Source organism: Psychrobacter cryohalolentis K5 (genome assembly GCF_000013905.1).
GTDB classification, from domain to species: domain Bacteria; phylum Pseudomonadota; class Gammaproteobacteria; order Pseudomonadales; family Moraxellaceae; genus Psychrobacter; species Psychrobacter cryohalolentis.
Genome location: NC_007969.1, coordinates 2,597,181 through 2,618,482, shown reverse-complemented (window position 1 = coordinate 2,618,482; position 21,302 = coordinate 2,597,181). Strand labels below are relative to the sequence as shown.

Sequence of the window (21,302 nt, the reverse complement as noted above, 5' to 3'; positions counted from 1 at the left end):
CGAGATAATTTATGAAAAGCTTATACAATATTAAATTGGATGAAATAGCATCTATTAGCTCAGTTATTGAAAAATGTAATGCACTATTCTCGTTGATACGCTCATTAACACAAGTTATAGCTCTCACAAGTCTGGATATATCCACATCTATATTAAGATTAGAGGAAGATGAAAGACTTACCGACTTTATAGATAGGATTCAAAAACCATCCGATGGACTGCCTTATGAAATTTTGGATTACTTAGTTCCTAAATTTAGAACTGATATTGATGAGAGGTTTATGGATGGATGGTTTGAAAAAAAAGATAATATAAGCTTAGCGGATGAATTACGCAATTTTATTGAGTTTAGAAACTCCTCTTCTGGACATGGGGTATTGGATTTAAAAAAGTCGGAAGAATGGGCACCTAAGCTAATAAGTCTTTCATCTAGGATACTTGAGGTTTGCGAGAGGTTGATTCCATCAGTTGACAACAAATTAAAGGTAATTGATGAACACAAGATATCGATTCCGTTACTATATCAAGAAGAGCCATTTGTGATTATCTCCATTAAACAAAGAAAAGGTTTATGGAGATTAAAGGGTCAAACACTGAATATAACTGATTCAGAAGAATTTAGCTTTGGTTTAAATAATTCACGAATTTTTAATATAGAACGTATAAATACTAATCGAGGTTATGACTTAGTAGAAATAAATAACGAAAGCAACGATATTCTATTTCATAATATACCAGTCCGACAAACTGATTCATTTCATGGTAGAAATAAAGAGCTTAATACACTAACAGAATGGTACAGCGATGTAGACTCAAGAGTCTGTCTTATTTATGGTGATGGGGGATATGGTAAAACTACTTTTATATTAGAGTCTTTAAACCAATTTTTAGATGGTGATTTTGAAATAGAAAATAATAATCCATTATACATTTGTTATTACTCTGCAAAGAAAACTAAATGGACTGAAGATGGTTTAGTTTATTTTCAATCTGCACAGCCAATGGTTGATGACTGTATCCGAGAAATTGTAAAGACTCAGACGGATTTATCTAAGGAATGGTACGGTATTGATGGTAGAGCATTAGTAGACAAAGCAAAAAATATTCTACAGAAAAATAAAATAAATAGAGATGATATTCTCCTAATTATTGATAATTCTGAAACTTTAGCTAATTCTCCAACTGAGGTTAAGGAGTTGTCTGAGAGGGTTAAATATATATCAAAAAATATCGCAAGAGTTATTATAACTTCTAGAAGAAGAGAAATAATACAAGCCGAACCAATACTCATAGAAGGTTTAAATGAGTCTGAAAGCGTAGAGCTTATGAAAAATCTATCTGCGCGTTATAATGCAGAATCTCTTAATAAGGCTGGAGAAAATAGATTAAGAAAAATTGTCAAAAAACTAATGTATAAACCCTTACTTATTGAAGCATATGTTAAATATATGAAACACTCTCAATCTGGCATAGATGAAGGTTTGAATAAGTTTTACAAATTTTCAAACGAAGAGTTGTTAGAATTCTTATACGAAGATGCTTGGCTAAGGATGAATGAACTTCAAAGAAAGGTTTTCTTAGTAATTATTCATGTTGACCATGAAATTAATAATCGAGTTCTGGATAAGATTTATCAACTCGTTGAAATTAATAAGGAAGAGTTTACTCAAGCTTATGAGGAAACCTATTTCGCTAATATAACTGATTTTGGTTCAGAGTTTATTTTCGAAATAGTAAGTTTGGCACAGATGTTCTTTAAAAAGCAATTCTCAAGTTATACTAAATATGTACAAGACGATATTAAGAGTAAGGCACAAAAGGCTGAATTGTATGGAAAAAAGCTACAAGAAATGGAAAAAAGCTACAAAACTGATAGGGTTTCAGAAGCATTTAGGTCTGAATATGCTAGATTTGCTAAAAGTCACACAGATCGTGGAGAAATTGACAAAGCTATTGAGATGTACGAACTAGCTCTGGTTGATGATCCTATAAACTCATATTTATATGACCGTTATGCTTGGCTTTTAATTAATAAAACAAATAATTTTGAAAAAGCATTATTATTATCCGAAAAAGCATTTGAGTTAGATCAAAATAATATTGATGCTATGGTTAATGTAGCTTTATCTTATTACAAGCTAAAAAATATTAAAAAAGGTGATGAGTTTATAGAGCTTTGTGTTAAGAAAGGTAGGTCTGAATCATTTGTTTTTCTTAGAAAAGGTATTGCAAGGTATCAGATTGCAAAAAATTCAAGTGATAATAAATATGCTGTTAGCCTATATAATGAAGCTATTAAATTTTTTAACAAGATTGGATATAACACCAAGAGTGAAGCTATTACGGGCTATGAGGCTAAGATTAGAGATGATGCAGTACGATATCATAATTTATCTTTAAAGAGATTGAACGACATGAAGTTTAAAAACTAGTAGAAGCGCTTTAGTGCGCTATTATTTTTATAATTATCTTTATGAATGTAAGGAACACCATGAACCATCTCACCGTCGGACAACGCTCGCCTTTAAGCAATCTTGCTATTGACGATACCGCACCAATCACGCTCAAATTCACTCGCCAAAGCCCAATAGAGATGGACATCAGTTGCTTTGCCTTAGATGCAGCGGGCAAACTGATCAATGATGATTACATGGTGTTTTATAATCAGCCGACCTCTCCATGTGGGCAAATCAAGCTCACCCATTACGAATCGCAGCCAACGGCGAATAAAGGTATCCAAGCTGAGTTTGAAGTGAATTTATCCAAACTGGCTACCAATATAGACAGCTTGTTTTTTGTGTTATCAGCCGACACCCCGCTCAATCAAATTCAATCGTTAGAGATTGGTATTTGGCAGCAATCGCAAAAGGTACAGGCAGAATATCAAGCAGTAGATTTTGCCCAGCAGCAAGCCAGTATGTTGATGCAGCTTTATCGTAAGAGTGGCGTTTGGCGAGTGTCCAACGTCGCGCAAGGCTTTAATGGTGGACTTGCCGCCATCGTGCAGCATTTCGGTGGCGATGTAGAAGAGGGCAGCCCACAAGCAGTAGAGGCGACCGTCACGCCAGTTAAAGCAAAACCGTCATTAGAGAAGGTCATGCTAGACAAAGCGCCAAAACTCGTCAATCTGGCCAAAAAAGCCACGATATCGCTTGAGAAACGCCAATTGCAGAAATTGACCGCAAAGGTAGCATTGGTGTTAGATGCCTCAGGCTCAATGAACAGACAGTACAAAAAAGGCCGCGTGCAAGAAGTGGTCAACCGCATATTGCCATTGGCAGTGAGCTTCGATGACGACCAAGCGCTAGACTGCTGGGCGTTTGCCCGAGATCCGCAGTATTTGGGCGAGATTGGGCTTAGCAACTATGACGGTTTCATCAATAACGCTCATGGTGGCTGGCGCAAATGGGCACTTGGCCCGCGCATTAACAATGAAGCAGAAGTCATGAAAGCCGTGACGGATTTTTATCAAAAAGACGGCTTGGATGTGCCCGTATACGTGCTATTTATCAGTGATGGCGGGGTGAATGACAATCGCGGTATCACCAGAGTCATGACGGACGCCGCGAAACTACCGATATTTTGGCAGTTTGTGGGCTTGGGTGGTCGTGGTTATGGCATCCTAAAAAAACTAGATGACATGGAAGGGCGCGTGATTGATAATTGCGATTTTTTTGAATTAGATGATTTGGATGACATTAGTGAAGAGTCTCTTTATGAGAGTATGCTAGAAGAGTTCCCAAGCTGGCTAAAAGAAGCTCGTAAGATTGGATTGATAACATCATAACTGAGGAGTAACCGCCATGTTCACTGTGAAAACAACATCAACTACAAAAGCCCTCACTTTAAGTGCTTTGTTTTTAAGTCTAAGCGCTTGCGTCTCTTTACCTACCAATGAAAACATCTTAACAGATGCTGATCTTATTCGAGCTGCCCAGCCAAAAGAATTAGCACCAACCGAAGGTGCGCAGCAGAAGGTCATTGGCGTGCATAACGGTATTGCAGTGGTCAAATCCTTTCAGTGCTCAGACCTCTGTCCGCAGAATACCTTGCGCGTGATTTATTATGACGTACCTACCGATGCCACTTGTGACAGTATCGGCGGTGTGACCAAATCCATATTAGTACCCATCGCCATTACTGTGATGCCAAAAGAATACTGTTTTCCAAAAGCAATCGCTGATTACTGGGAAAGCTATCCTGCCAAACCATAGTGAATAACGACCGATATTTACCTAACTGCTAAACAAGCTACGTATCGGTAGCAAAACCGTGCAAAATCAGTCTTGAACCTAGGTTTCAATTTCTTTATCTTTGATAACTTATATAGGTAGTCCATACCTGATGACCTAATGTCTCACACTGACTGATAAAACTATCATGACTCAATTAAAAAAATCTTTTTATTACCGACCCAAGACCAATCAACATAACAATCCAACGGTGCGTTGGATGTTTTTGATATTTGGTTGGTTGTTTTTTGCCTTGGGTATCATTGGCGTATTATTACCTGTCATGCCGACCGCACCTTTTATCTTACTAGCGGCAGGGTGCTGGGCGCGTAGCTCACGACGCTTTCATTTTTGGCTGATTAATCATAAATATTTTGGTAAATTCGTCCGAGATTGGGAAGATCGCCATGCTGTACCTTTATATGGCAAGTGGCTAGCGACGATAATGATGGCAATTTCAACAACAATGTTATTTTTTAACATTCCTGCAGATATGATGTGGGTAGCTTGGCTGGTAGCCACGGTCTGTACTGGGGTAGCGGTCTATTTGTTCCGTTTGCCAAATGCCTAAAATGCGTTGATTTTAGGGCGAAAAACAGCCAAAAAGCGGCTTTGGTTACATGAAATCTAAGATAATACTTGCGAAAATGGGATCTTGCCCTTATAATACTTCCAAGCTTAAGAGCAGTTCTGCACCAAATCATTACCTCGTAGTATTAGTTATAATCCTTCGTTTTAATATTTATCGTTCAGTAGCTATTTGCAAGCGTTACCGGTCACTAGACCATTAATAAATTTAAAAGTAGGATTATCAATATGTCAGATACTCAAAAAGGTACAGTTAAGTGGTTCAACGAAGCTAAAGGCTTTGGTTTTATCGCTCCAGAAACTGGCGCAGACGTTTTTGCTCATTACAGCGAAATCACTGGTTCAGGCTTCAAAACTTTAGCTGAAGGCCAAGAAGTTGAGTTCACTGTAACTCAAGGTCAAAAAGGCCCACAAGCCCATAACATCGTTGCTATCTAATCTGTCTTTATAGACGCTTAGAGCAAGATGAAAAAAAAGCGAACCTTCGGGTTCGTTTTTTTTCGTCTACGATTTAAGATAAGCTATTTGCAACTAAAAGCTTAATATTTATAACGTGCGCTTTATGTTGAGTGGCTTTTAAATCAGACAATGAACCAAAAATGCCGATGACTACGCTGGTCGTCGGCATTTTTGATCTATATAACTCACAGCAATAATGATAACGAGCGGCAAGGATATTTGGTAGTTTACTTTAGCCAATCAAGCTAATACCAATATTAATAAATCCACCTCCAATGATCAGCCAAGCAAACATAATCGTCCCAAGTATTAAAGGTTTGACGCCCGCTTGTTTAATAGCGCTCAGATGCGTAGTTAAGCCCAGCGCAAACATCGCCATGGTGAGCAGCACATCGTCTAGCATGACCATACTACGCTCAAAGCTTGCGGTCATCGGCACCCAAGTGTGCAGTAAGACGATGGCAATAAATATAAAGGCAAACCAAGGGACTTTGACTTCTTTAATACGACTCATAAATGAAGCATTTTCACCATTTTCACTACAGCCTTTGGTCAGAGCAAAAGACAATACCAGTAAGAAAGGGGCGAGCATCATGACCCGAATCATCTTGGTGACAACAGCTGTATCACCCACTTCAGGACTGACTGCGTTACCAGCGACGACGACTTGAGCCACTTCATGAATGGTTGAACCCGTATAAACTCCGTACTGCTGAGCACTTAACCAAGGTTGCAACCAACCAAGATGGTATAAAAACGGATAGAGTAGCATCGCAACCGTACCAAAGACCACCACTGTCGCCACGGCGATAGTGACTTTATGCGCTTCTGCTTTAACGATTGGGTCGGCGGCGATGACGGCGGCAGCACCGCAAATACTGGCACCTGAGCCTATCAATAGCACGGTTTGTTTATCGACTTTTAATAATTTGCTACCTATCCAATAGGTCAATAAAAAAGTCGATGTTAGTACCAGTGCATCCGTCATAACTGCTGGCATACCCACGCTAGCAACTTGGGTCACTGTTAGTTTAAAACCATAAAACATAATGGCGAGTCTTAAAATCTGCCCTTTAGCAAAACAAACTCCTTCATTTAAACGCTCAGCAAAATTGGTATAGACCGTATTGCCAAGTATCATCCCGATTAAAATCGCCAGCGTCAGTGATGACAGTCCTACGATGCGCCCATTTGTCCATGTGTTTACACTAGTATTGAGCCATAAACAAAATAAACTGCCAATCAGCACGACGATGAGCCCTGCTAGATGGCGGCTGCGTGGAAAATAGTTGTTCACTGATTGGGTCAAGACGTACATGACTGACTGTCCTATTGTTTATAATCGAAATAAGCATAAGCTTATGAATAGACATTATAAGATAGACCAATCTATAATAAAAACAGATTAATTAGATACAAATTATCGATTTTATAGGTTAATAGAAAATCTTAGGGTTAAAAAGATAGTTTTTTAGATAATAGAGGATTTTTAAAATAACAGATGGTTTTTAGATTGCATCAATAAGATAGGATGTCAGAGAAATTATGAAAAAAGCCATGCAGGGATTACCAAAGATTACTCTCAAACAATTATCAGTGTTTGTCAGTATTTATCAAACAGGTAGTACCAGTCGTGCCAGTGAAGTGCTGCATTTATCGCAGTCGGCGGTCAGTAGTGCGTTGACAGAATTAGAAGCAAGGCTGCAAATGCCATTGTTTGAGCGCGTTGGGCGTAGGCTCAATCAGCATCCCAATGCCCATCCTATTTATATACAAGCTCAAGCTATCTTAGGGCAGTCGTTGACACTAGAACATTATCATAAGCACCAAGCAGGGCAGATCCATATTGGTGCTAGTACCACCATTGGCAATTACGTACTGCCGCCGCTGCTTGCCAAGCTCTATGAGGCACTGCCAGATGCAGATGTTGATATGTATATTGCCAATACTCAAGAGGTAGTAGCAGAGGTTGAACAACTAAATATTGATATTGCTTTAGTCGAAGGTATGCCGCGCCCAGTAGATATGAAGGTGATTGAGCAGCACGTGTGGCGCACTGATACTTTGATGATTTTTGCTAAACACAACAGCAAATGGTTGACCGATGTAGGTTATTATAACGATGCAAATAATTGCTATGAGCTGAGTATTGAGCAACTATCAATGCTGCCACTATTGGTACGAGAAGCGGGGTCTGGTACGCGGCAGATCATCGATGAGCAATTATTGCAGCATTTGCCCAATGCTGAGGTGATTATGGCAATACAGCAGTCGGAGGCGATTAAGCATATGGTCAGCGCTGATATTGGACTTGGGTGCCTGTCACAGCACGTCATTGAAGCAGAGCTTGCAACAGGGAAGCTGGTACAAGTACAGGTTGCAGGAATTGATTTGTCACGTACATGGTGGCTGGTATGGCATAAAGCGCGCCATCAAAGCCCGATTTGGCAAAGCTTTATTGATATTATTCAAGAGGATCGTGTTTAAAGGTAGCTATAGTCAATTCCGTATTAAAAAATATAGCGAAACTGGAATAAATTTTTTGTAGCCTCTGTCGGCGCAGCCACAGCAAGCAAGAAAAATTTGTACCAGTTTCGCCCTATAATAAAGTGCATTCACCTTATTTAGTATCGACTGTATTAATTCTATGCTTACACTTATTTATTAACGGGCTTATCAAGTCTCACAACTAAGCTGTCACAAGGTACATTTGGCAAGATATTATCTGCCGTTGCGCCACTAAGCCAAGCTGCTATCCCATGACGTTCATGACGACCAATAACCAATAAATCAACGTCATTCTTATGGCAATAGTTGACAATACCTTCACTATTTGAGATGGCAGTTGTCACTTCAGAGTTGACCACATGTAAGTCATTACGATCCAAAAACTGCGCCAGTTTCGCACGCGCTTCTTGGCAACGCTCATCATCAATCTCATCATATAAGCTTGAGGCAGGCACCAGCTCGTAGCCAAAGCCAACCATGGTATCTTTTACGATATGTAATACCGATAATTTGGAGTCAGGACGATTATCAACGATACGCTTGGCTTTTTGAGCAACCAAGTCAGCATCGGATAGTAAATCGGTGACCAATAAAATATGTTGGTAACTCATGAGCGGCTCCTTCCTTGTGGCAGATGATTTTAACTATAGCACTACTAATGACTGCTGTTAAGTAGGCTTTGTTAAATCGGGCGCTATCTTTATCCGTTATTCTTGATGACTTAGTGTTTTTCTCCACCCACTGTCTTGACTTACTAGCGTATTAGCCCCATCTACTGTCGTTAGGCAAATTCTTTTTAGCTGATAAATGCCATTCAATTCGAAGATGACCTATGAGGCTTTGATAACTTTAATTGTTTATTCAAAGCGATCTTTTTATAAATATAAATTTTACTATTTTAATTGCTGATATCGATTTCATACCTTGGTTATTGGCTAAGATGATACTGAAGTAATTAATGCATAAGGATAACCATGACTGACACGCTATTTACTGCTGATTTAACCCTGCATCCTGCCTTTGAGCTGATTGAGCACCGCCATATCGATGCATTATCGATGGATGTGCTGATCAGTCAGCATATCAAAACCGGAGCGATGCATTATCACTTGGCGCATCCGAGTGATGAAAATGCCTTTTTGGTCGGCTTTCGTACCCAGCCGATGGATTCAAAAGGTGAGGCGCATATTCTAGAGCACGTGGCTTTATGTGGTTCTGAAAAGTTCCCCGTACGCGACCCGTTCTTTTCGATGATTAAGCGTTCGTTAAATACCTTTATGAATGCGATGACCGCTGCCGATTGGACAGCGTATCCGTATGCCACGCAAAATAAAAACGACTACTTTAATTTGCTTGCCGTTTATCTTGATGCGTCATTTTTCCCCAATATTCACCCGCTTGATTTTGCCCAAGAAGGCATCCGTGTTGAGTTAGACGAAAATGACAAGCCGCAATTTAAGGGTATCGTTTTTAATGAAATGAAAGGCGCAATGAGTGGCGAGATTGACCAGTTGTATCATACGGTCGCCCATCATCTGTTCCCAACAACGACCTATCACTATAATTCGGGCGGTGATCCTGCTGATATCCCAGACTTGACTCATAATGAGCTGGTTGACTTCCATCAAAGCCACTATCATCCGTCAAACAGTGTGATTATGAGCTTTGGTAATATTCCAGTCGCTGAAACCCAAGCCAAAATCCATGACGATGCTTTGATTCAGTTTGAAGCAGGTAAAAAACATGTTTCGCGTCCAGAGCAGCGTTTGTCTGCGCCGATTAGTGCGGTCGATACCTATACCGCTGACGAAGCCGGCCCTGATCAAACCCATCATGTGGTGGCGTGGTTATTACCATCGATTACTGATCCCAAGCAGCGTTTGGCACTACGTCTTTTAGAAGGTGTATTGATTGAACATGCTGGCTCGCCGTTACGTGCGTATCTGGATAGCCATCCACTAGGCAAAGCACCAAGTCCATTATTAGGGCTTGATGACAGCCATTATGAAATGGTCTTTTATACCGGTCTACGCGGCTCAAACCCTGAGCATGCCGAAGCGGTAGAGCAGGGTATTATGGATTTGCTTAAAGAGGTCGCGAGCAAACCAATCGATGATGAAACCATTGAAACCATCTTGCATCAAATTGAGATAGATCAGCGCCATATCGGCGGTGATAGTATGCCGTATGGTCTAAATCTCATGCTAGAAGGCTTTAGTACCGCGATTCATGATGGTAATCCTATCGATGTCTGGGAAGTTGATGAGCATTTACAATGGCTGCGTGAACAAGTAAAAGATGCGCAATGGTTACCGAATTTAATCAAGACTCATTTGCTTGATAATCAGCATCGTGTGCGCGTCACAATGACGCCTGATAGTGAAAAAACAGCCCGTTTGGCAGCAGCTGAGCAGACTCGTCTTGATACCATCGAGATGGATTTGACCACTGATGATAAAGCTATCTTAAAACAACAAGCGCTTGATTTGGCAGTGCGCCAAGCAGCGCCTGATGATTTAAGCTTATTACCAAAAGTAGGTCTAGAAGACGTACCGACCGATATCAGCTTTAAACAAGGCACGCAAAAACAAGTAAATTTAAGCGGCAAAGAGAGCACCTTATTCGAATATGAAGCGGGCACTAACGGCTTGTATTATTATCAAATCATCGTACCGTTGACCGATGAGGTTGGTAAGAATAAGAATGAAGAGCTACCCGTTAATGAAGTAATTAATCATCCGTTATTGCCTATTTATTTAAGCTTGTTATCAGAGCTAGGTACAGATTCTCTTAGTGCCCATGAAATGCAGGCCAAACAAGCGGCGCATTCATCAGGGGTGACGGCGCGTGTTAGTCAGCGTACCAATGTCGATGACAGCCAAGCGATTAGCAGCTATTTCGTCGTGGCAACGCGCGCGCTGAATCGTAAACCTGAAGCGATTGATTTGCTCAAAGAAGTCATGGAACACAGTATTTTTAGTGAGCATGATCGTATCAAAGAAATCTTGCAGCAGCGTCAAGCAGGCTGGCAATCAAACCTTGCTGGTTCAGGTCATTCTTATGCGATGCAAACTGCCAGTCGTGGTATGAGTCGTCAAGCACAGCTAGAATATGTGCGCAGCGGTCTACCAGCATTGAATGCATTAAAAGACTTCTTAACCCATGCCAGTAGCGATGACGCACAGTGGGATAAATTAGCAACCAGTTTGATGGACTTACATCAGCGTTTAATTAGTTTGCCTAAGCACGCGGTTATCATCTGTGAAGCGGAGCAAACTGAACGCTTAAGCAATTTAATCGTTGATAGCTGGAAAGACAGTCAAGCGCCAAAGATTGCAGCTCAGTTAAAAAATTCTGATGCGAGTATTGAAGACAATATCCCAAGTGAGTTTGCCGAATTGCAACTAGATGCGGCATTAAATGGCGAAACAGATGCGGTCAAAGCGCTAGAAAGTGATGTGGCGCTCGATGTTGAAGACTTGGCATGGCTGGTTCCAACCAATGTCTATCATAATGCCAGTGCTTATACCGTGCCAGCGGCTGATCATCCTGATACAGCAGCTCTAATGGTACTCGCGCCTTATCTACGCAATGGTTATCTGCATAGCGCTATTCGTGAGCGCGGCGGTGCTTATGGCGGCGGTGCGGGCTACGATGCCAATGCCTGTGCCTTTAAGTTCTTTAGCTACCGTGACCCGCAGTGTGCTGAAACTTTTGCCCATTTTGATGCCAGTATCGAGTGGCTATTGAATGAGCCGCAAACGGACGAGCAGTTAGAAGAAGCCATCTTAGGTATTATCTCAGGAATGGATAAGCCAGGCTCTCCAGCAGGGGAGGCGGTTAAAGCCTGCTTTGCAGATTTGCATCATCGCGGCGTCGACTGGCAGCGTAAAATGCGCGCGTCAATATTGGCTGTGACCGTGGCTGACTTGCAGCGCGTTGCTAAGCAATACCTACAAGGGCAAAAGCATGTCCGCGCGGTATTAGCGCCTTATGATAAAGAAGCAGCAGTACAAGAGCTTGGCTTTAAAGTCTGTAAAATTAAAAGCTAGCTTTTAACTTGTAAAAAATCAGTATCTATATAAAAAACCGCCGCTTCCAGTATTTATATTGAAAGCGGCGGTTTTGTTTTGGTTGAGTATTTTAAAGCGCTATTTCTTAAAGGCTTACTTTTTAATTAAGTAATTAGCGACTGCTTTATAGGCAGGTAGCGAAGTTGGGTCGATTTTACCATTACTGGCTTCAGGGTATGAGGAAAAGCGAACGATGACCATATCGGCTGCTGGATCAACATAGACCGTTTGACCGTGGACGCCACGTGCTGCATAAATAGGCGTGGGATTATTAAACAGCCACCACATACTTTTATAGCTGCCATTATTGAGCTGTTTATAGCCCGCTTTTGCAAATGCGCCTTTATCACCGCCAGCTTCGATATTATCGACTACCGCTGTTGGGAATAAGCGCTCACCATTCATCTCGCCTTTATTGAGCATCAAGCTGCCAATACGTGCCATATCATGCAAACCTGCACTGATGCCGCCGCCAGCAAACGGCGTACCCTTAGCATCGACCGTCATATACGCGCTTTGTTCGGCACCGATTTTTTGCCAGATACGTTCAGAGAGCAGGTCATCGATTGCCTTGCCAGTGGTGCGTGAAATAATCCAGCCGAGTGCATCACTATTGATGGTTCGATAGTTAAACTCTACACCGTGCTCGCCCTTTTTAGGTACCGTTTGCAGATATTCAAAATAGCCATTGGGTCCGCTATAGCCTTTGGGTTTTGGTAACGGGCTTGCCGCTTCTGAATACTTCCAGATGTCTGCGTCAGGATCGGCATAGTCTTCACTATAATCGAGCGCCGTGGTCATATCCATCACTTGGCGTACGGTGGCATCGCCAAAGCCACTTTTTGCCAGCTCAGGAATAATAGAGGCAACCAATGCCTTATCATCAAGCTTACCTTCGGTGACGAGGATTTCTGCTAATAATCCTGTCATTGACTTGGTCATCGACATTGCGGCGTGATTACCCAGCTCATTGAGGCAACCATTTTGACGCTCATAGACGACCTTGCCATGATGCAGGATCATAATGCCGTCTGTATAGTTGGCATCAAGTGACTGCCGCCATGTCATAGGGCGTTTGCTATTGGTTGGGGTAAAGGTAATGGCATCAATATTTTTATCGAGTGCATAGTCAAGTTTGGATGGTGCACCGATACCGCGACTGACTTCGGTAGTGGGCATTAGCTCTCGAATATGACAGACTGTCCAACGCAGTTTGGGAAAACTAAAAAAGTCCGACTGTGGTTGAGTGATTAGCTTGCCTTTTGGAGGCGGGAAACCTTGCCTCCAGCCAAGCGTTTGCGGGTCTGATTCCTTAGCGGTTAAAGAAGTGTTTTCAGCATGACCGCTTACACTCGTCAGCCCTAGGGCTAAAGTTAGCGGTAATAGGGCAAAAGAGTGTTGTAGTGTCAGCATGGTATCCTCGCGACTTAGCTTAAGCAGTTAACATTAGGCAATAAAAAACCATTGATAAGATTTGAGCTTAATTCTTATCAACGGTCTTTACTACTTGCTTTTGTAAGTCAGCTTTTTAGCGAGCTTCGTTATTAATAGCGCTTAATGGCTTGGTCTTTACCAATGATCTCTTGATGAATTGGGAATTGATCATAACTGTCGTAATGTTGACGGTCTGCAAAATAGCTTTTTAGGGTACGGCGTACCGCTTCAAACGCAAGCTTATCCCAAGGAATGTCTTCTTCTGTGAATAACGCACAATCAAGACTTTCAGAGCCGATACCATAAGCACCGTCTTTTAGTTCGGTGATATAGATGCTATAGATTTGACCAATATCTGGAATGTCATACAAGCAATATAAATGTGGATTGATCACGACCGCGTCAGCCTCTTCAAAGCTCTCACGCGCGGCACCTTCGGCCATGGTTTCGCCGTTTTCCATAAAGCCTGCAGGTAACGTCCATAAGCCATACTGCGGCTCGATTGCGCGTCGACAGAGCAGCACCCGATGTTTATGGACGACCAGCGAACCACAAATTATCTTTGGGTTTTCATAATGAATATAATGACAGTTTGGGCATACCAAACGCGGTATATTATCCGTAGCTGGTATTTTGCGTTCTGCTTCACAACCGCATTGTAGACAATAGCGCATATCGACTGCCTTATATAATGAAATGAGAGAGATAAGGTTACTTTAAGACGTATAGCTTTAAGATTTATAATTGTTGTTGTATCAGGTTGTTGTATCAGATACTAGGGCTATCGAATATCAGATGATTATCTGACAATCGCCCTTTATATTAAGATAACACAAATCTTCCTCATACTGGCAATGATAATAATAGCGTATTTTGTGAGTTGAATCACCGCTGGAATTCCTTGTGTGCCAACAGAATAGACCAAGCCTATCAGTCACACAAAAGGTATGCAGTTATTATCAGATTGCGCTAGGCTATAAGTCACTCTACTTTAAATTGACTATGTTACCAATAGCGCGGATAGTGTCTGCCACGACCAATATTGTTGTAAATCAGCGCTACCACTACCAAGGCAAGGGCACCTACTAGCGTCGGAGTGAGCAAAAAATGCCACTTTACGCCGCCGAGCATCACAATCAATGGATTGGAGCCTGCAGGTGGATGCGGTACGCGCAGCAGTAACATGAGAGCAATTGCCGTACCAACGGCAAGGGACAAGCTCCACCACTCAACCCCAAATAAAGACATAAAAGCTAAGCCAGTAAAGGTAGTAATAAGATGACCACCGACAATGTTTCTTGGCTGAGCAAAAGGGCTTTCTGGATAAGCAAAAATAAGCAGGCAGCTGGCGCCAAATGAGCCCAAAATCATCGCGATATTTTGCCAATTTCCCAGTAATGCCAATACAGCAGTGGCAACTGTTCCGCCAGCCCAAGCAATGGCAATGATGACTAAGGGCAATCTTTGCGGGCAATCATCAGTTTTGCCCTGCATTTTATGTAATGAAAAAATCTTATCCACGAGCATTTCCTAAATAATATATGAATGACACCCTTGATCCATGAGGACCAATTGCAGTCGTACAATGATAAAAGACCATGTCTGTCTGACGGTTGTCGCAATCTGCTTGCTGCAACTATTCAAGGTTTTGATGGCTAATACTGATAAAAATACAGGGCAATTATAATGCTAAATCCCTCACAGTCCGTACGTTTTGATGAAATGACAGTTGCTGTACCAGATTTTATACGTTATCCCACGATCAGAAAGTTGGCTGAACGGGTGCAGCACGAGACCTTAAAGGCTATTGCTAGTCCCGCGCTTTATGACTCTCACGACCATTCGCGCAGTGCCCGTATTTTAAATAGTCTTTATCAAACCCCAATCGCCGATGCCTCTATCTTGGTCGCTATCACTCATGAGCGCCATCCTAAGCTGCTGCTGACTCGCCGCGCTGCTCATATGAACAGTCATGCTGGCGAGGTATCCTGTGCTGGTGGCAAACATGAACTAGGTGATGGTAACAATGTCGTTACCGCCCTACGTGAGGCTTGCGAGGAAACTGCGCTACCGCCTAATAAAGTTCAGCTGCTTGGTCAATTGCCTATCCAAACCTCTAAAAGTGGTATGAGTGTACGTCCTATTGTGGCACTTATTGCGCCAGATCTGCTTTTGGTACCAGAGCTTGGGGAGATATCACGCATTTTTTGGGCAGATTTTGAGACTTTATTAACTCAGCCAACAGTCGAATATTCCATAGAATATACATTGCAAGATCAGGCAGCAACGCTTCTGACACCGAGCTGGCAAGTAGATGGCGAAACAGTGTGGGGTCTGACGGGACGAGTCATTGCCAGTTTATTAGAAACAGGCTTTGATCGGCAACTAGAGTGGTATTACCGCATACAAGATACTCGATCATAGAAGTGTTAGATACTCGCTAATAATCATGTTTTTGGCGAAGGAGGATCGTTATTATAAACGTTAGTGATAATAAATGAATGCATTCTATTTATAATACTCATCATTTTTCTTTAACCACCAGTTCATATTGTCTTGGCGTTTAGCACGAAATGCTTCTAGCTTGTTGGCGACTCTACTATTGTGTTGACGGGCAGTATCGAGGGCAAATAGAATCGGCACGGAAGACAATACGCCAAAGCGTATTTTGGATTTTGGTAGGTTTAGCCCATCGCCAATATCATCACCAACCAAGGTACGGGTCACACTGGCATTGACCATCTCAACAAAACGCCCACGGCGATTGTCCTCACCCATCAGCTGACGTGGCAAATCATGCAGGGCTTTTGCCAGTGGTCGTCCCATTTTAAAATCAAGCTGCTGAATCGACAAATAGGTATAGAGCCATTCCCAACAGGCGGCTTCATCTTTTGGCAGTCGCTGCAAATCAACTCCCATCCAATAACTGGCAAGATTCCATAAATGCAAAATGCCTTCTGCTTCCTCAGTGCTAATACGGGCGCCAAGCAATCTTAAGCCACGCATAATCAACAGTGAAAACTGCAAATGAGTAGCAATCATATCGGTTTGATTGATAGGAATACCCCAATATGCAGTATTCCAGCTGCCATCTGGGTTGTGATGTTGGTTGGCATCTGGTATGACGCCTTTAGCAGCATTGCCTTTACCTTTGAGCAAGTTCTGTCGTACTGAGGTATGTATTTGACGTACTTTAATGGATTGCTGCCAACCTTCAGAGCCGATAGCCAATACTCGTTCAATATTAGGTTTGCTATGCTCTGAATCTAAATGCAATTGAGGGTGCTCAGAGACCGCCAAGATATAGGCGTAGGTACGCATCAATCTTGGTAAAGCGTCATGCATCAGTGCGCCAGTCTGAATCAGCGGTAGCGATAAGGCAGGGATACTATAGCCTGCCATGAGGGCTACATTACGCAACAACCAAATCAGCATCAGTGGATAACGGCGATAGGCAACCGCGCCGATTTGGGCAAGCTTGGGATCAAACCAGTCGGGATGGCGACTAAATTGTTCAGTTAATGCGTTGAATGAGGAATTATTCTTGAGGTTAGAGTCCGCTTTCTTATCAATAATAAACTGCTGTAATGGCTTGGCAAAACGAATGCCATCAGAGGCTAGATCATCTGCTATTGGATCGCCAATATCGTAGCCTGCAACTATTTCCTCTAACAAATCTTGCGAGATGACAAAGTCTTTTGGCAGTAGATAGCGCTTAATGCGTTTTAATACTTGCAGATCACTATGGTCATCAATGGCAGTGGTGCGTCCATGATGCTGATAAGAAACAGGCGCTTGATGACAGCCTGCACCTTGCCGAGCACTGGCGGCACTTGTTTTAGCGATTTTTTTAGAGATGTCGATGGAATCCATATTTATGAGCAACTCTGTAGCAACTGCTTTTTATGAAGTTGATTGAGCTACTTTGGGATAAAGTAGCTCAATCGTACATTAAGAATGACGCGTTAAGTCTACAGAGGTTACATTAACCTCATCTTTTAAAGTGGCTTTGAGCATCATATAACCTGCGATACCAGAGACGATTGAACCCATAATGATACCCAAACGCTCATCAAATAATGGTGTCTCACCGGCAAATGCAAGCCCACCGATAAACAAACTCATGGTAAAGCCTACACCACATAACAATGCTGCGCCGTAGATTTGCTTAAAGTTCATGCCTTTTGGCATAGTAGAAATGCCCAATTTAAAAATTAACCAGCACATCAGCATGACGCCTACTTGTTTACCGATGAACAGTCCAGCGGCAATACCAAGCGGTACAGAATGAAACAGCTCACCAAACCCTGCGCCCTTAAGCGAAATGCCCGCATTGGCAAAAGCAAATAATGGCAGGATACCGTAAGAAACTGTGTTTTGTAGGTCGTGTTCAAGCTCTTCAAGCGGGGAATGCTCAGGGTCAGTGCGATCAAATAAAGGAATAAATAGCGCCAATACAACCCCAGCTAACGTTGCATGGATACCGGATTTGAGTACGGCAACCCACATGATAACGCCAATTAGCAAATAAGGAGTTATGCTAGTAACGTTACGGCGATTAAGCAGATATAAAAACGGCAGACATAAGCCCGCGATAGCCAGTGAACCAAGTGATAAATCATTGGTATAAAATAAAGCGATGATAATAATCGCGCCGATATCATCAAAGATAGCAATCGAGACTAAGAATACTTTTAATGAATTGGGTACGCGATTACCAAGTAAACTCAAAATACCAAGAGCAAAGGCGATATCGGTTGCGGCAGGAATCGCCCAACCTCGCCAAAACTCAGGTTCATTATAGTTAAAAAACAGATAGACGATGGCTGGCATGATCATGCCGCCAAGAGCCGCTCCTGCTGGCAAGATAATTTGCTTTACATTGGACAGCTCGCCGATTAACACTTCACGCTTAAGCTCAAGTCCCACTAAAAAGAAGAACACTGCCATCAAGCCATCATTAATCCAATGATGCGCATCTTTAGCGATTGAGAAGCTGCCAATTTGAATAGCGACAGGTGCGTGAATAAAGGATTCGTACCACGTATTTAGAGAAGTATTAGCAATAATCATTGCTGCGATAGCTGCCAGCGCTAGGACGATACCGCCCGAAGCCTCGAGATTAAAAAACGCTCTGATTTTATGTATTGCCATATTGTCCTCATTAACTAAATAAAACGTGCGAAAGTATTCAAAAGCTCAAGTATTCTTGTATGTCTGTAATGGCTCCGCCTTAAGTACGCGACCACATATGGGGACGAGTCTTTGTTAGCACTGATGTTTATAATACCAGTGTAATAGATGTATATCCCTAGTTTCTCATATTCTTATTCATATAAACAAATGAAATAGGTTACCGGTTTTACCTTTTAACTTGAAAGCTTCATGACGAAAAAAGCTGTTTTTAAAGTACCTTGTGCGATAAATCTAGCAGACTTTGCTAGGGTTATGGCTTTTTTCGCAGTTTTATCTTTATAATAAGCCGCTTTACGTAACGGTTAGCATCGGATTTGACTCTTATAGCATTAGCCGTTATCAAAATAATATACACATTATCTATCCATATTTTTTGCCTGATATTCATCCAACTACTTTTAAATGAGCGTTTTTAAACAAATACTATCAAAAAGTATTGCTAAAAAAATGCTGCTAAAAAGTAGAATTGGTTGAATGTTTTAAGGCTTGTGTCTCTTATATCATAAATTTTGCAGGTCAGTGTCATGGACGTATCCCTTTCTATTGAAGTTATTTTAATGTTGACCGCTGTAGCCGCGTTGGCAGGTTTTATCGATGCTATTGCTGGTGGCGGTGGTTTGTTGACTATTCCTGCCATGCTACTTGCCAATATTCCGCCTGTATTGACACTGGGTACCAATAAGCTACAAGCAGCATCAGGGGCACTAGCAGCGTCTATTACCATGATTAGAAAGGGTGTGGTTAAACCCAAGAACATTAAGACAGCGATTATTGCGGCTTTTATTGGCTCTATCTTTGGCTCAATCGCGGTGCAGTTATCGCCACCTGACTTGTTAGAAAAGCTGATTCCATTTTTGATTGCAGCCATTGGTATCTATACTTTGTTTGCCCCCAAACTTGGTGAAGTGGAAGCTGCCCCTCGTATCTCAGAAGGTGCTTGGCAAAAAATTGCCGCCCCTTTAATTGGTTTTTATGACGGCTATATGGGACCTGGGACAGGTATGTTTTTTGCGCTTGGCAATGTGGCATTACGTGGTCGAAAAATTATCGAAGCAACTGGTGCGGCAAAGGTACTGAATTTATCGACCAATATTGGCTCATTAATCTTCTTTATATTGGGCGGTAATGTATTGTGGACAGTAGGGCTGGCGATGATGGTAGGGCAAACTATAGGGGCGTATTTTGGCTCGCATATGGTAGTAAAAGGCGGCAGTAGACTCATTCGTCCCATGATTGTATTGGTTTGTCTTGTGATGGTGACTAAATATGTACTTGGTTAGTGGAGGGTAGATTGATCAAGAAGAATGCAACTCTTGGTCTAAAAACCTACTTGCTGCATAAAAAAACCTCAGACCAATCGGCTGAGGTTTTTTTATGACTTATTTATAGGCAATCACTGATCACGATTAGCCGCGCTTAACATCGTCATACTCGCTGCCCATAATGCCATCGCTAAAGACTTCAGAGAATTCGCGTTCGCTGTTCTCATCGATATGACCGTCAAAGACATCTTTTGAGCCAGCATCAGGATCGTTATAAATCGCTAAATCCATTTTACCTTCTGATTTTGCGACGATAGCGGTCACCGCAGCATCACCGCCGACATTGACTGCTGTACGTAACATATCAAGGATACGGTCGACCCCTAAAATAAGACCAATACCTTCAATCGGTAGACCGACTTGGGCAAATACCATTGACAGCATGATTAGACCAACACCCGGAACACCTGCCGTACCGACAGAGGCGAGCACTGACATCAAAATAACGGTCAAATACTCAGTTATACCCAAGTCAATACCATAAATATTGGCAATAAAAATGGTCGCTGTGCCTTGCATGATGGCTGTACCATCCATGTTGATCGTCGCGCCAAAAGGGATGGTGAATGAAGCAACTGAGTTATTAACACCCATGCGCTTGGTGACCGTGCGCAAGGTAATTGGAATCGTTGCATTCGAGCTTGAAGTACTAAAAGCAAAAATCTGTACTTCGCGCATTTTTGCCAAAAACGTTCTGACTGACAAGCCTGAAGACAGCTTGAGGACAATCATCATGGTCACAAAGAAATGGAATGCCAGTGAACCAACCAGTACCGCAACATAACCAAGTAATGACCAAATCAGGTCTAAGCCAAGCTCTGCCATTGCTTTGGTCAATAGCGCAAAGACACCATATGGTGCAAGATTCATAATGATAGTCACCATTTTTAAGATGACTTCATTGATGAGCTCTAAACTTTGAACTAAGCCTTTAGCGGGTTTTCCTACCATCAAAATACTAATACCAATCAAAACGGCAAAGAAGATAATCGATAGCATGTCGCCGTTTGCCATCGCACTGATGGGGTTAGAGGGAATAATATTGGAAAATACATCGAGTAGTGGTGGCGCTTTCTCAGCTTCAAACGCCGCCTCTGTTGCTATATTCATGCCTTTGCCGATACCAAACAGCACGCCAAGCCCAATAGCAGTTGCAATCGCCAGTGCTGTCGTCACCATATAGATGAAAAAGGTTTTAGTACCAATACGCCCTAATAGACGAATATCACCGATACCGCATACGCCGCAGATTAGTGAAATCAAGACCAGTGGCACGACGAGCATTTTTAGCGAGTTAACAAACAGCTTACCGACAATGGCAAGAAAACCGTTGGTGACATAATTATTAACAAAGCTGCCTTCCGTGTTCAAGCCAGAGTAGTTTATAAATAGACCCAGTATAATACCGAGCACCATGGCAACAATAATTTTGCCGGTCAAACCCATATTTTTCCACATAAACGCTATCCTTGGTGTCCGTTACGCACAGC

Annotated in this window: 17 protein-coding genes; 9 read left to right on the top strand and 8 right to left on the bottom strand. The window is 42.1% G+C overall.

The window, feature by feature from the left end:
• Positions 1-11: 11 nt before the first annotated feature.
• The 5 genes from PCRYO_RS10920 to PCRYO_RS10900 all read left to right on the top strand — a co-directional run bounded on the left by PCRYO_RS10920 (position 12) and on the right by PCRYO_RS10900 (position 5,258).
• A complete protein-coding gene (locus tag PCRYO_RS10920; RefSeq protein ID WP_011514451.1) occupies positions 12-2,432 on the top strand; it encodes a tetratricopeptide repeat protein in 2,421 nt (806 codons plus the stop codon).
• Between the two features lie 59 nt (positions 2,433-2,491).
• Positions 2,492-3,787: a VWA domain-containing protein gene (locus tag PCRYO_RS10915; RefSeq protein ID WP_011514450.1), complete on the top strand. Its 1,296-nt coding sequence runs from the start codon at positions 2,492-2,494 to the stop codon at positions 3,785-3,787.
• A gap of 16 nt (positions 3,788-3,803) precedes the next feature.
• A complete protein-coding gene (locus PCRYO_RS10910; RefSeq protein WP_011514449.1) occupies positions 3,804-4,214 on the top strand; it encodes a hypothetical protein in 411 nt (136 codons plus the stop codon).
• Positions 4,215-4,380: 166 nt separating this feature from the next.
• The gene (locus PCRYO_RS10905; RefSeq protein WP_011514448.1) at positions 4,381-4,803 is read left to right on the top strand and encodes a YbaN family protein; all 423 of its coding nucleotides are present in this window, start codon (positions 4,381-4,383) and stop codon (positions 4,801-4,803) included.
• A gap of 245 nt (positions 4,804-5,048) precedes the next feature.
• Entirely contained in the window at positions 5,049-5,258 is a 210-nt protein-coding gene (locus PCRYO_RS10900; RefSeq protein WP_010201661.1) for a cold-shock protein, read from the top strand.
• 253 nt (positions 5,259-5,511) lie between these two features.
• Here PCRYO_RS10900 and PCRYO_RS10895 read toward each other — a convergent pair whose 3' ends face one another.
• Positions 5,512-6,597: a YeiH family protein gene (locus tag PCRYO_RS10895; RefSeq protein WP_011514447.1), complete on the bottom strand. Its 1,086-nt coding sequence runs from the start codon at positions 6,595-6,597 to the stop codon at positions 5,512-5,514.
• Positions 6,598-6,824: 227 nt separating this feature from the next.
• On the opposite strand from PCRYO_RS10895, the gene PCRYO_RS10890 reads away from it, so the two are divergent.
• Positions 6,825-7,766 carry a LysR substrate-binding domain-containing protein gene (locus PCRYO_RS10890; RefSeq protein ID WP_011514446.1) on the top strand — a complete coding sequence of 314 codons (942 nt, stop codon included), beginning with the start codon at positions 6,825-6,827 and terminating at the stop codon, positions 7,764-7,766.
• A gap of 170 nt (positions 7,767-7,936) precedes the next feature.
• Here the strand turns inward: PCRYO_RS10890 and PCRYO_RS10885 are convergent, their stop codons facing one another.
• Complete coding sequence (locus tag PCRYO_RS10885; RefSeq protein ID WP_011514445.1) at positions 7,937-8,398, bottom strand: universal stress protein; 462 nt, start codon at positions 8,396-8,398, stop codon at positions 7,937-7,939.
• A 363-nt stretch (positions 8,399-8,761) separates the two neighbouring features.
• On the opposite strand from PCRYO_RS10885, the gene PCRYO_RS10880 reads away from it, so the two are divergent.
• The gene (locus PCRYO_RS10880; RefSeq protein WP_011514444.1) at positions 8,762-11,839 is read left to right on the top strand and encodes an insulinase family protein; all 3,078 of its coding nucleotides are present in this window, start codon (positions 8,762-8,764) and stop codon (positions 11,837-11,839) included.
• 114 nt (positions 11,840-11,953) lie between these two features.
• Here PCRYO_RS10880 and PCRYO_RS10875 read toward each other — a convergent pair whose 3' ends face one another.
• From PCRYO_RS10875 to PCRYO_RS10865, 3 genes are all read right to left on the bottom strand, one after another.
• Complete coding sequence (locus tag PCRYO_RS10875; RefSeq protein WP_011514443.1) at positions 11,954-13,273, bottom strand: serine hydrolase domain-containing protein; 1,320 nt, start codon at positions 13,271-13,273, stop codon at positions 11,954-11,956.
• Positions 13,274-13,404: 131 nt separating this feature from the next.
• Positions 13,405-13,968, bottom strand: a complete 564-nt coding sequence (locus tag PCRYO_RS10870) for an NUDIX hydrolase (RefSeq protein ID WP_011514442.1) — start codon at positions 13,966-13,968, stop codon at positions 13,405-13,407.
• A 331-nt stretch (positions 13,969-14,299) separates the two neighbouring features.
• Entirely contained in the window at positions 14,300-14,821 is a 522-nt protein-coding gene (locus PCRYO_RS10865; protein WP_011514441.1) for an HPP family protein, read from the bottom strand.
• A 159-nt stretch (positions 14,822-14,980) separates the two neighbouring features.
• Here PCRYO_RS10865 and PCRYO_RS10860 point away from each other — a divergent pair, with 159 nt between their 5' ends.
• Positions 14,981-15,718 (top strand): NUDIX hydrolase, encoded by a 738-nt coding sequence (locus tag PCRYO_RS10860; protein ID WP_011514440.1) that lies wholly within the window; start codon positions 14,981-14,983, stop codon positions 15,716-15,718.
• A gap of 84 nt (positions 15,719-15,802) precedes the next feature.
• Here PCRYO_RS10860 and PCRYO_RS10855 read toward each other — a convergent pair whose 3' ends face one another.
• Entirely contained in the window at positions 15,803-17,167 is a 1,365-nt protein-coding gene (locus tag PCRYO_RS10855) for an oxygenase MpaB family protein (RefSeq protein WP_011514439.1), read from the bottom strand.
• Positions 17,168-17,245: 78 nt separating this feature from the next.
• Positions 17,246-18,448 carry a Na+/H+ antiporter NhaA gene (gene nhaA / locus PCRYO_RS10850; protein ID WP_011514438.1) on the bottom strand — a complete coding sequence of 401 codons (1,203 nt, stop codon included), beginning with the start codon at positions 18,446-18,448 and terminating at the stop codon, positions 17,246-17,248.
• Between the two features lie 566 nt (positions 18,449-19,014).
• Between nhaA and PCRYO_RS10845 the strand changes: the two genes are divergently transcribed.
• A complete protein-coding gene (locus tag PCRYO_RS10845; protein WP_011514437.1) occupies positions 19,015-19,770 on the top strand; it encodes a TSUP family transporter in 756 nt (251 codons plus the stop codon).
• 126 nt (positions 19,771-19,896) lie between these two features.
• Here PCRYO_RS10845 and PCRYO_RS10840 read toward each other — a convergent pair whose 3' ends face one another.
• Complete coding sequence (locus PCRYO_RS10840) at positions 19,897-21,270, bottom strand: dicarboxylate/amino acid:cation symporter (protein ID WP_011514436.1); 1,374 nt, start codon at positions 21,268-21,270, stop codon at positions 19,897-19,899.
• Positions 21,271-21,302 lie beyond the last annotated feature (32 nt).

Excerpts from the sequence above, each read along its gene's own strand:
- PCRYO_RS10845 (WP_011514437.1), top strand. The coding sequence starts at position 19,015 with ATGGACGTATCCCTTTCTATTGAAGTTATTTTAATGTTGACCGCTGTA.
- PCRYO_RS10900 (WP_010201661.1), top strand. The coding sequence starts at position 5,049 with ATGTCAGATACTCAAAAAGGTACAGTTAAGTGGTTCAACGAAGCTAAA.
- PCRYO_RS10915 (WP_011514450.1), top strand. The coding sequence starts at position 2,492 with ATGAACCATCTCACCGTCGGACAACGCTCGCCTTTAAGCAATCTTGCT.
- PCRYO_RS10905 (WP_011514448.1), top strand. The coding sequence starts at position 4,381 with ATGACTCAATTAAAAAAATCTTTTTATTACCGACCCAAGACCAATCAA.
- nhaA (WP_011514438.1), bottom strand. The coding sequence starts at position 18,448 with ATGGCAATACATAAAATCAGAGCGTTTTTTAATCTCGAGGCTTCGGGC.
- PCRYO_RS10860 (WP_011514440.1), top strand. The coding sequence starts at position 14,981 with ATGCTAAATCCCTCACAGTCCGTACGTTTTGATGAAATGACAGTTGCT.
- PCRYO_RS10885 (WP_011514445.1), bottom strand. The coding sequence starts at position 8,398 with ATGAGTTACCAACATATTTTATTGGTCACCGATTTACTATCCGATGCT.
- PCRYO_RS10840 (WP_011514436.1), bottom strand. The coding sequence starts at position 21,270 with ATGTGGAAAAATATGGGTTTGACCGGCAAAATTATTGTTGCCATGGTG.
- PCRYO_RS10880 (WP_011514444.1), top strand. The coding sequence starts at position 8,762 with ATGACTGACACGCTATTTACTGCTGATTTAACCCTGCATCCTGCCTTT.
- PCRYO_RS10875 (WP_011514443.1), bottom strand. The coding sequence starts at position 13,273 with ATGCTGACACTACAACACTCTTTTGCCCTATTACCGCTAACTTTAGCC.
- PCRYO_RS10855 (WP_011514439.1), bottom strand. The coding sequence starts at position 17,167 with ATGGATTCCATCGACATCTCTAAAAAAATCGCTAAAACAAGTGCCGCC.
- PCRYO_RS10920 (WP_011514451.1), top strand. The coding sequence starts at position 12 with ATGAAAAGCTTATACAATATTAAATTGGATGAAATAGCATCTATTAGC.
- PCRYO_RS10895 (WP_011514447.1), bottom strand. The coding sequence starts at position 6,597 with ATGTACGTCTTGACCCAATCAGTGAACAACTATTTTCCACGCAGCCGC.
- PCRYO_RS10910 (WP_011514449.1), top strand. The coding sequence starts at position 3,804 with ATGTTCACTGTGAAAACAACATCAACTACAAAAGCCCTCACTTTAAGT.
- PCRYO_RS10890 (WP_011514446.1), top strand. The coding sequence starts at position 6,825 with ATGAAAAAAGCCATGCAGGGATTACCAAAGATTACTCTCAAACAATTA.
- PCRYO_RS10870 (WP_011514442.1), bottom strand. The coding sequence starts at position 13,968 with ATGCGCTATTGTCTACAATGCGGTTGTGAAGCAGAACGCAAAATACCA.
- PCRYO_RS10865 (WP_011514441.1), bottom strand. The coding sequence starts at position 14,821 with ATGCTCGTGGATAAGATTTTTTCATTACATAAAATGCAGGGCAAAACT.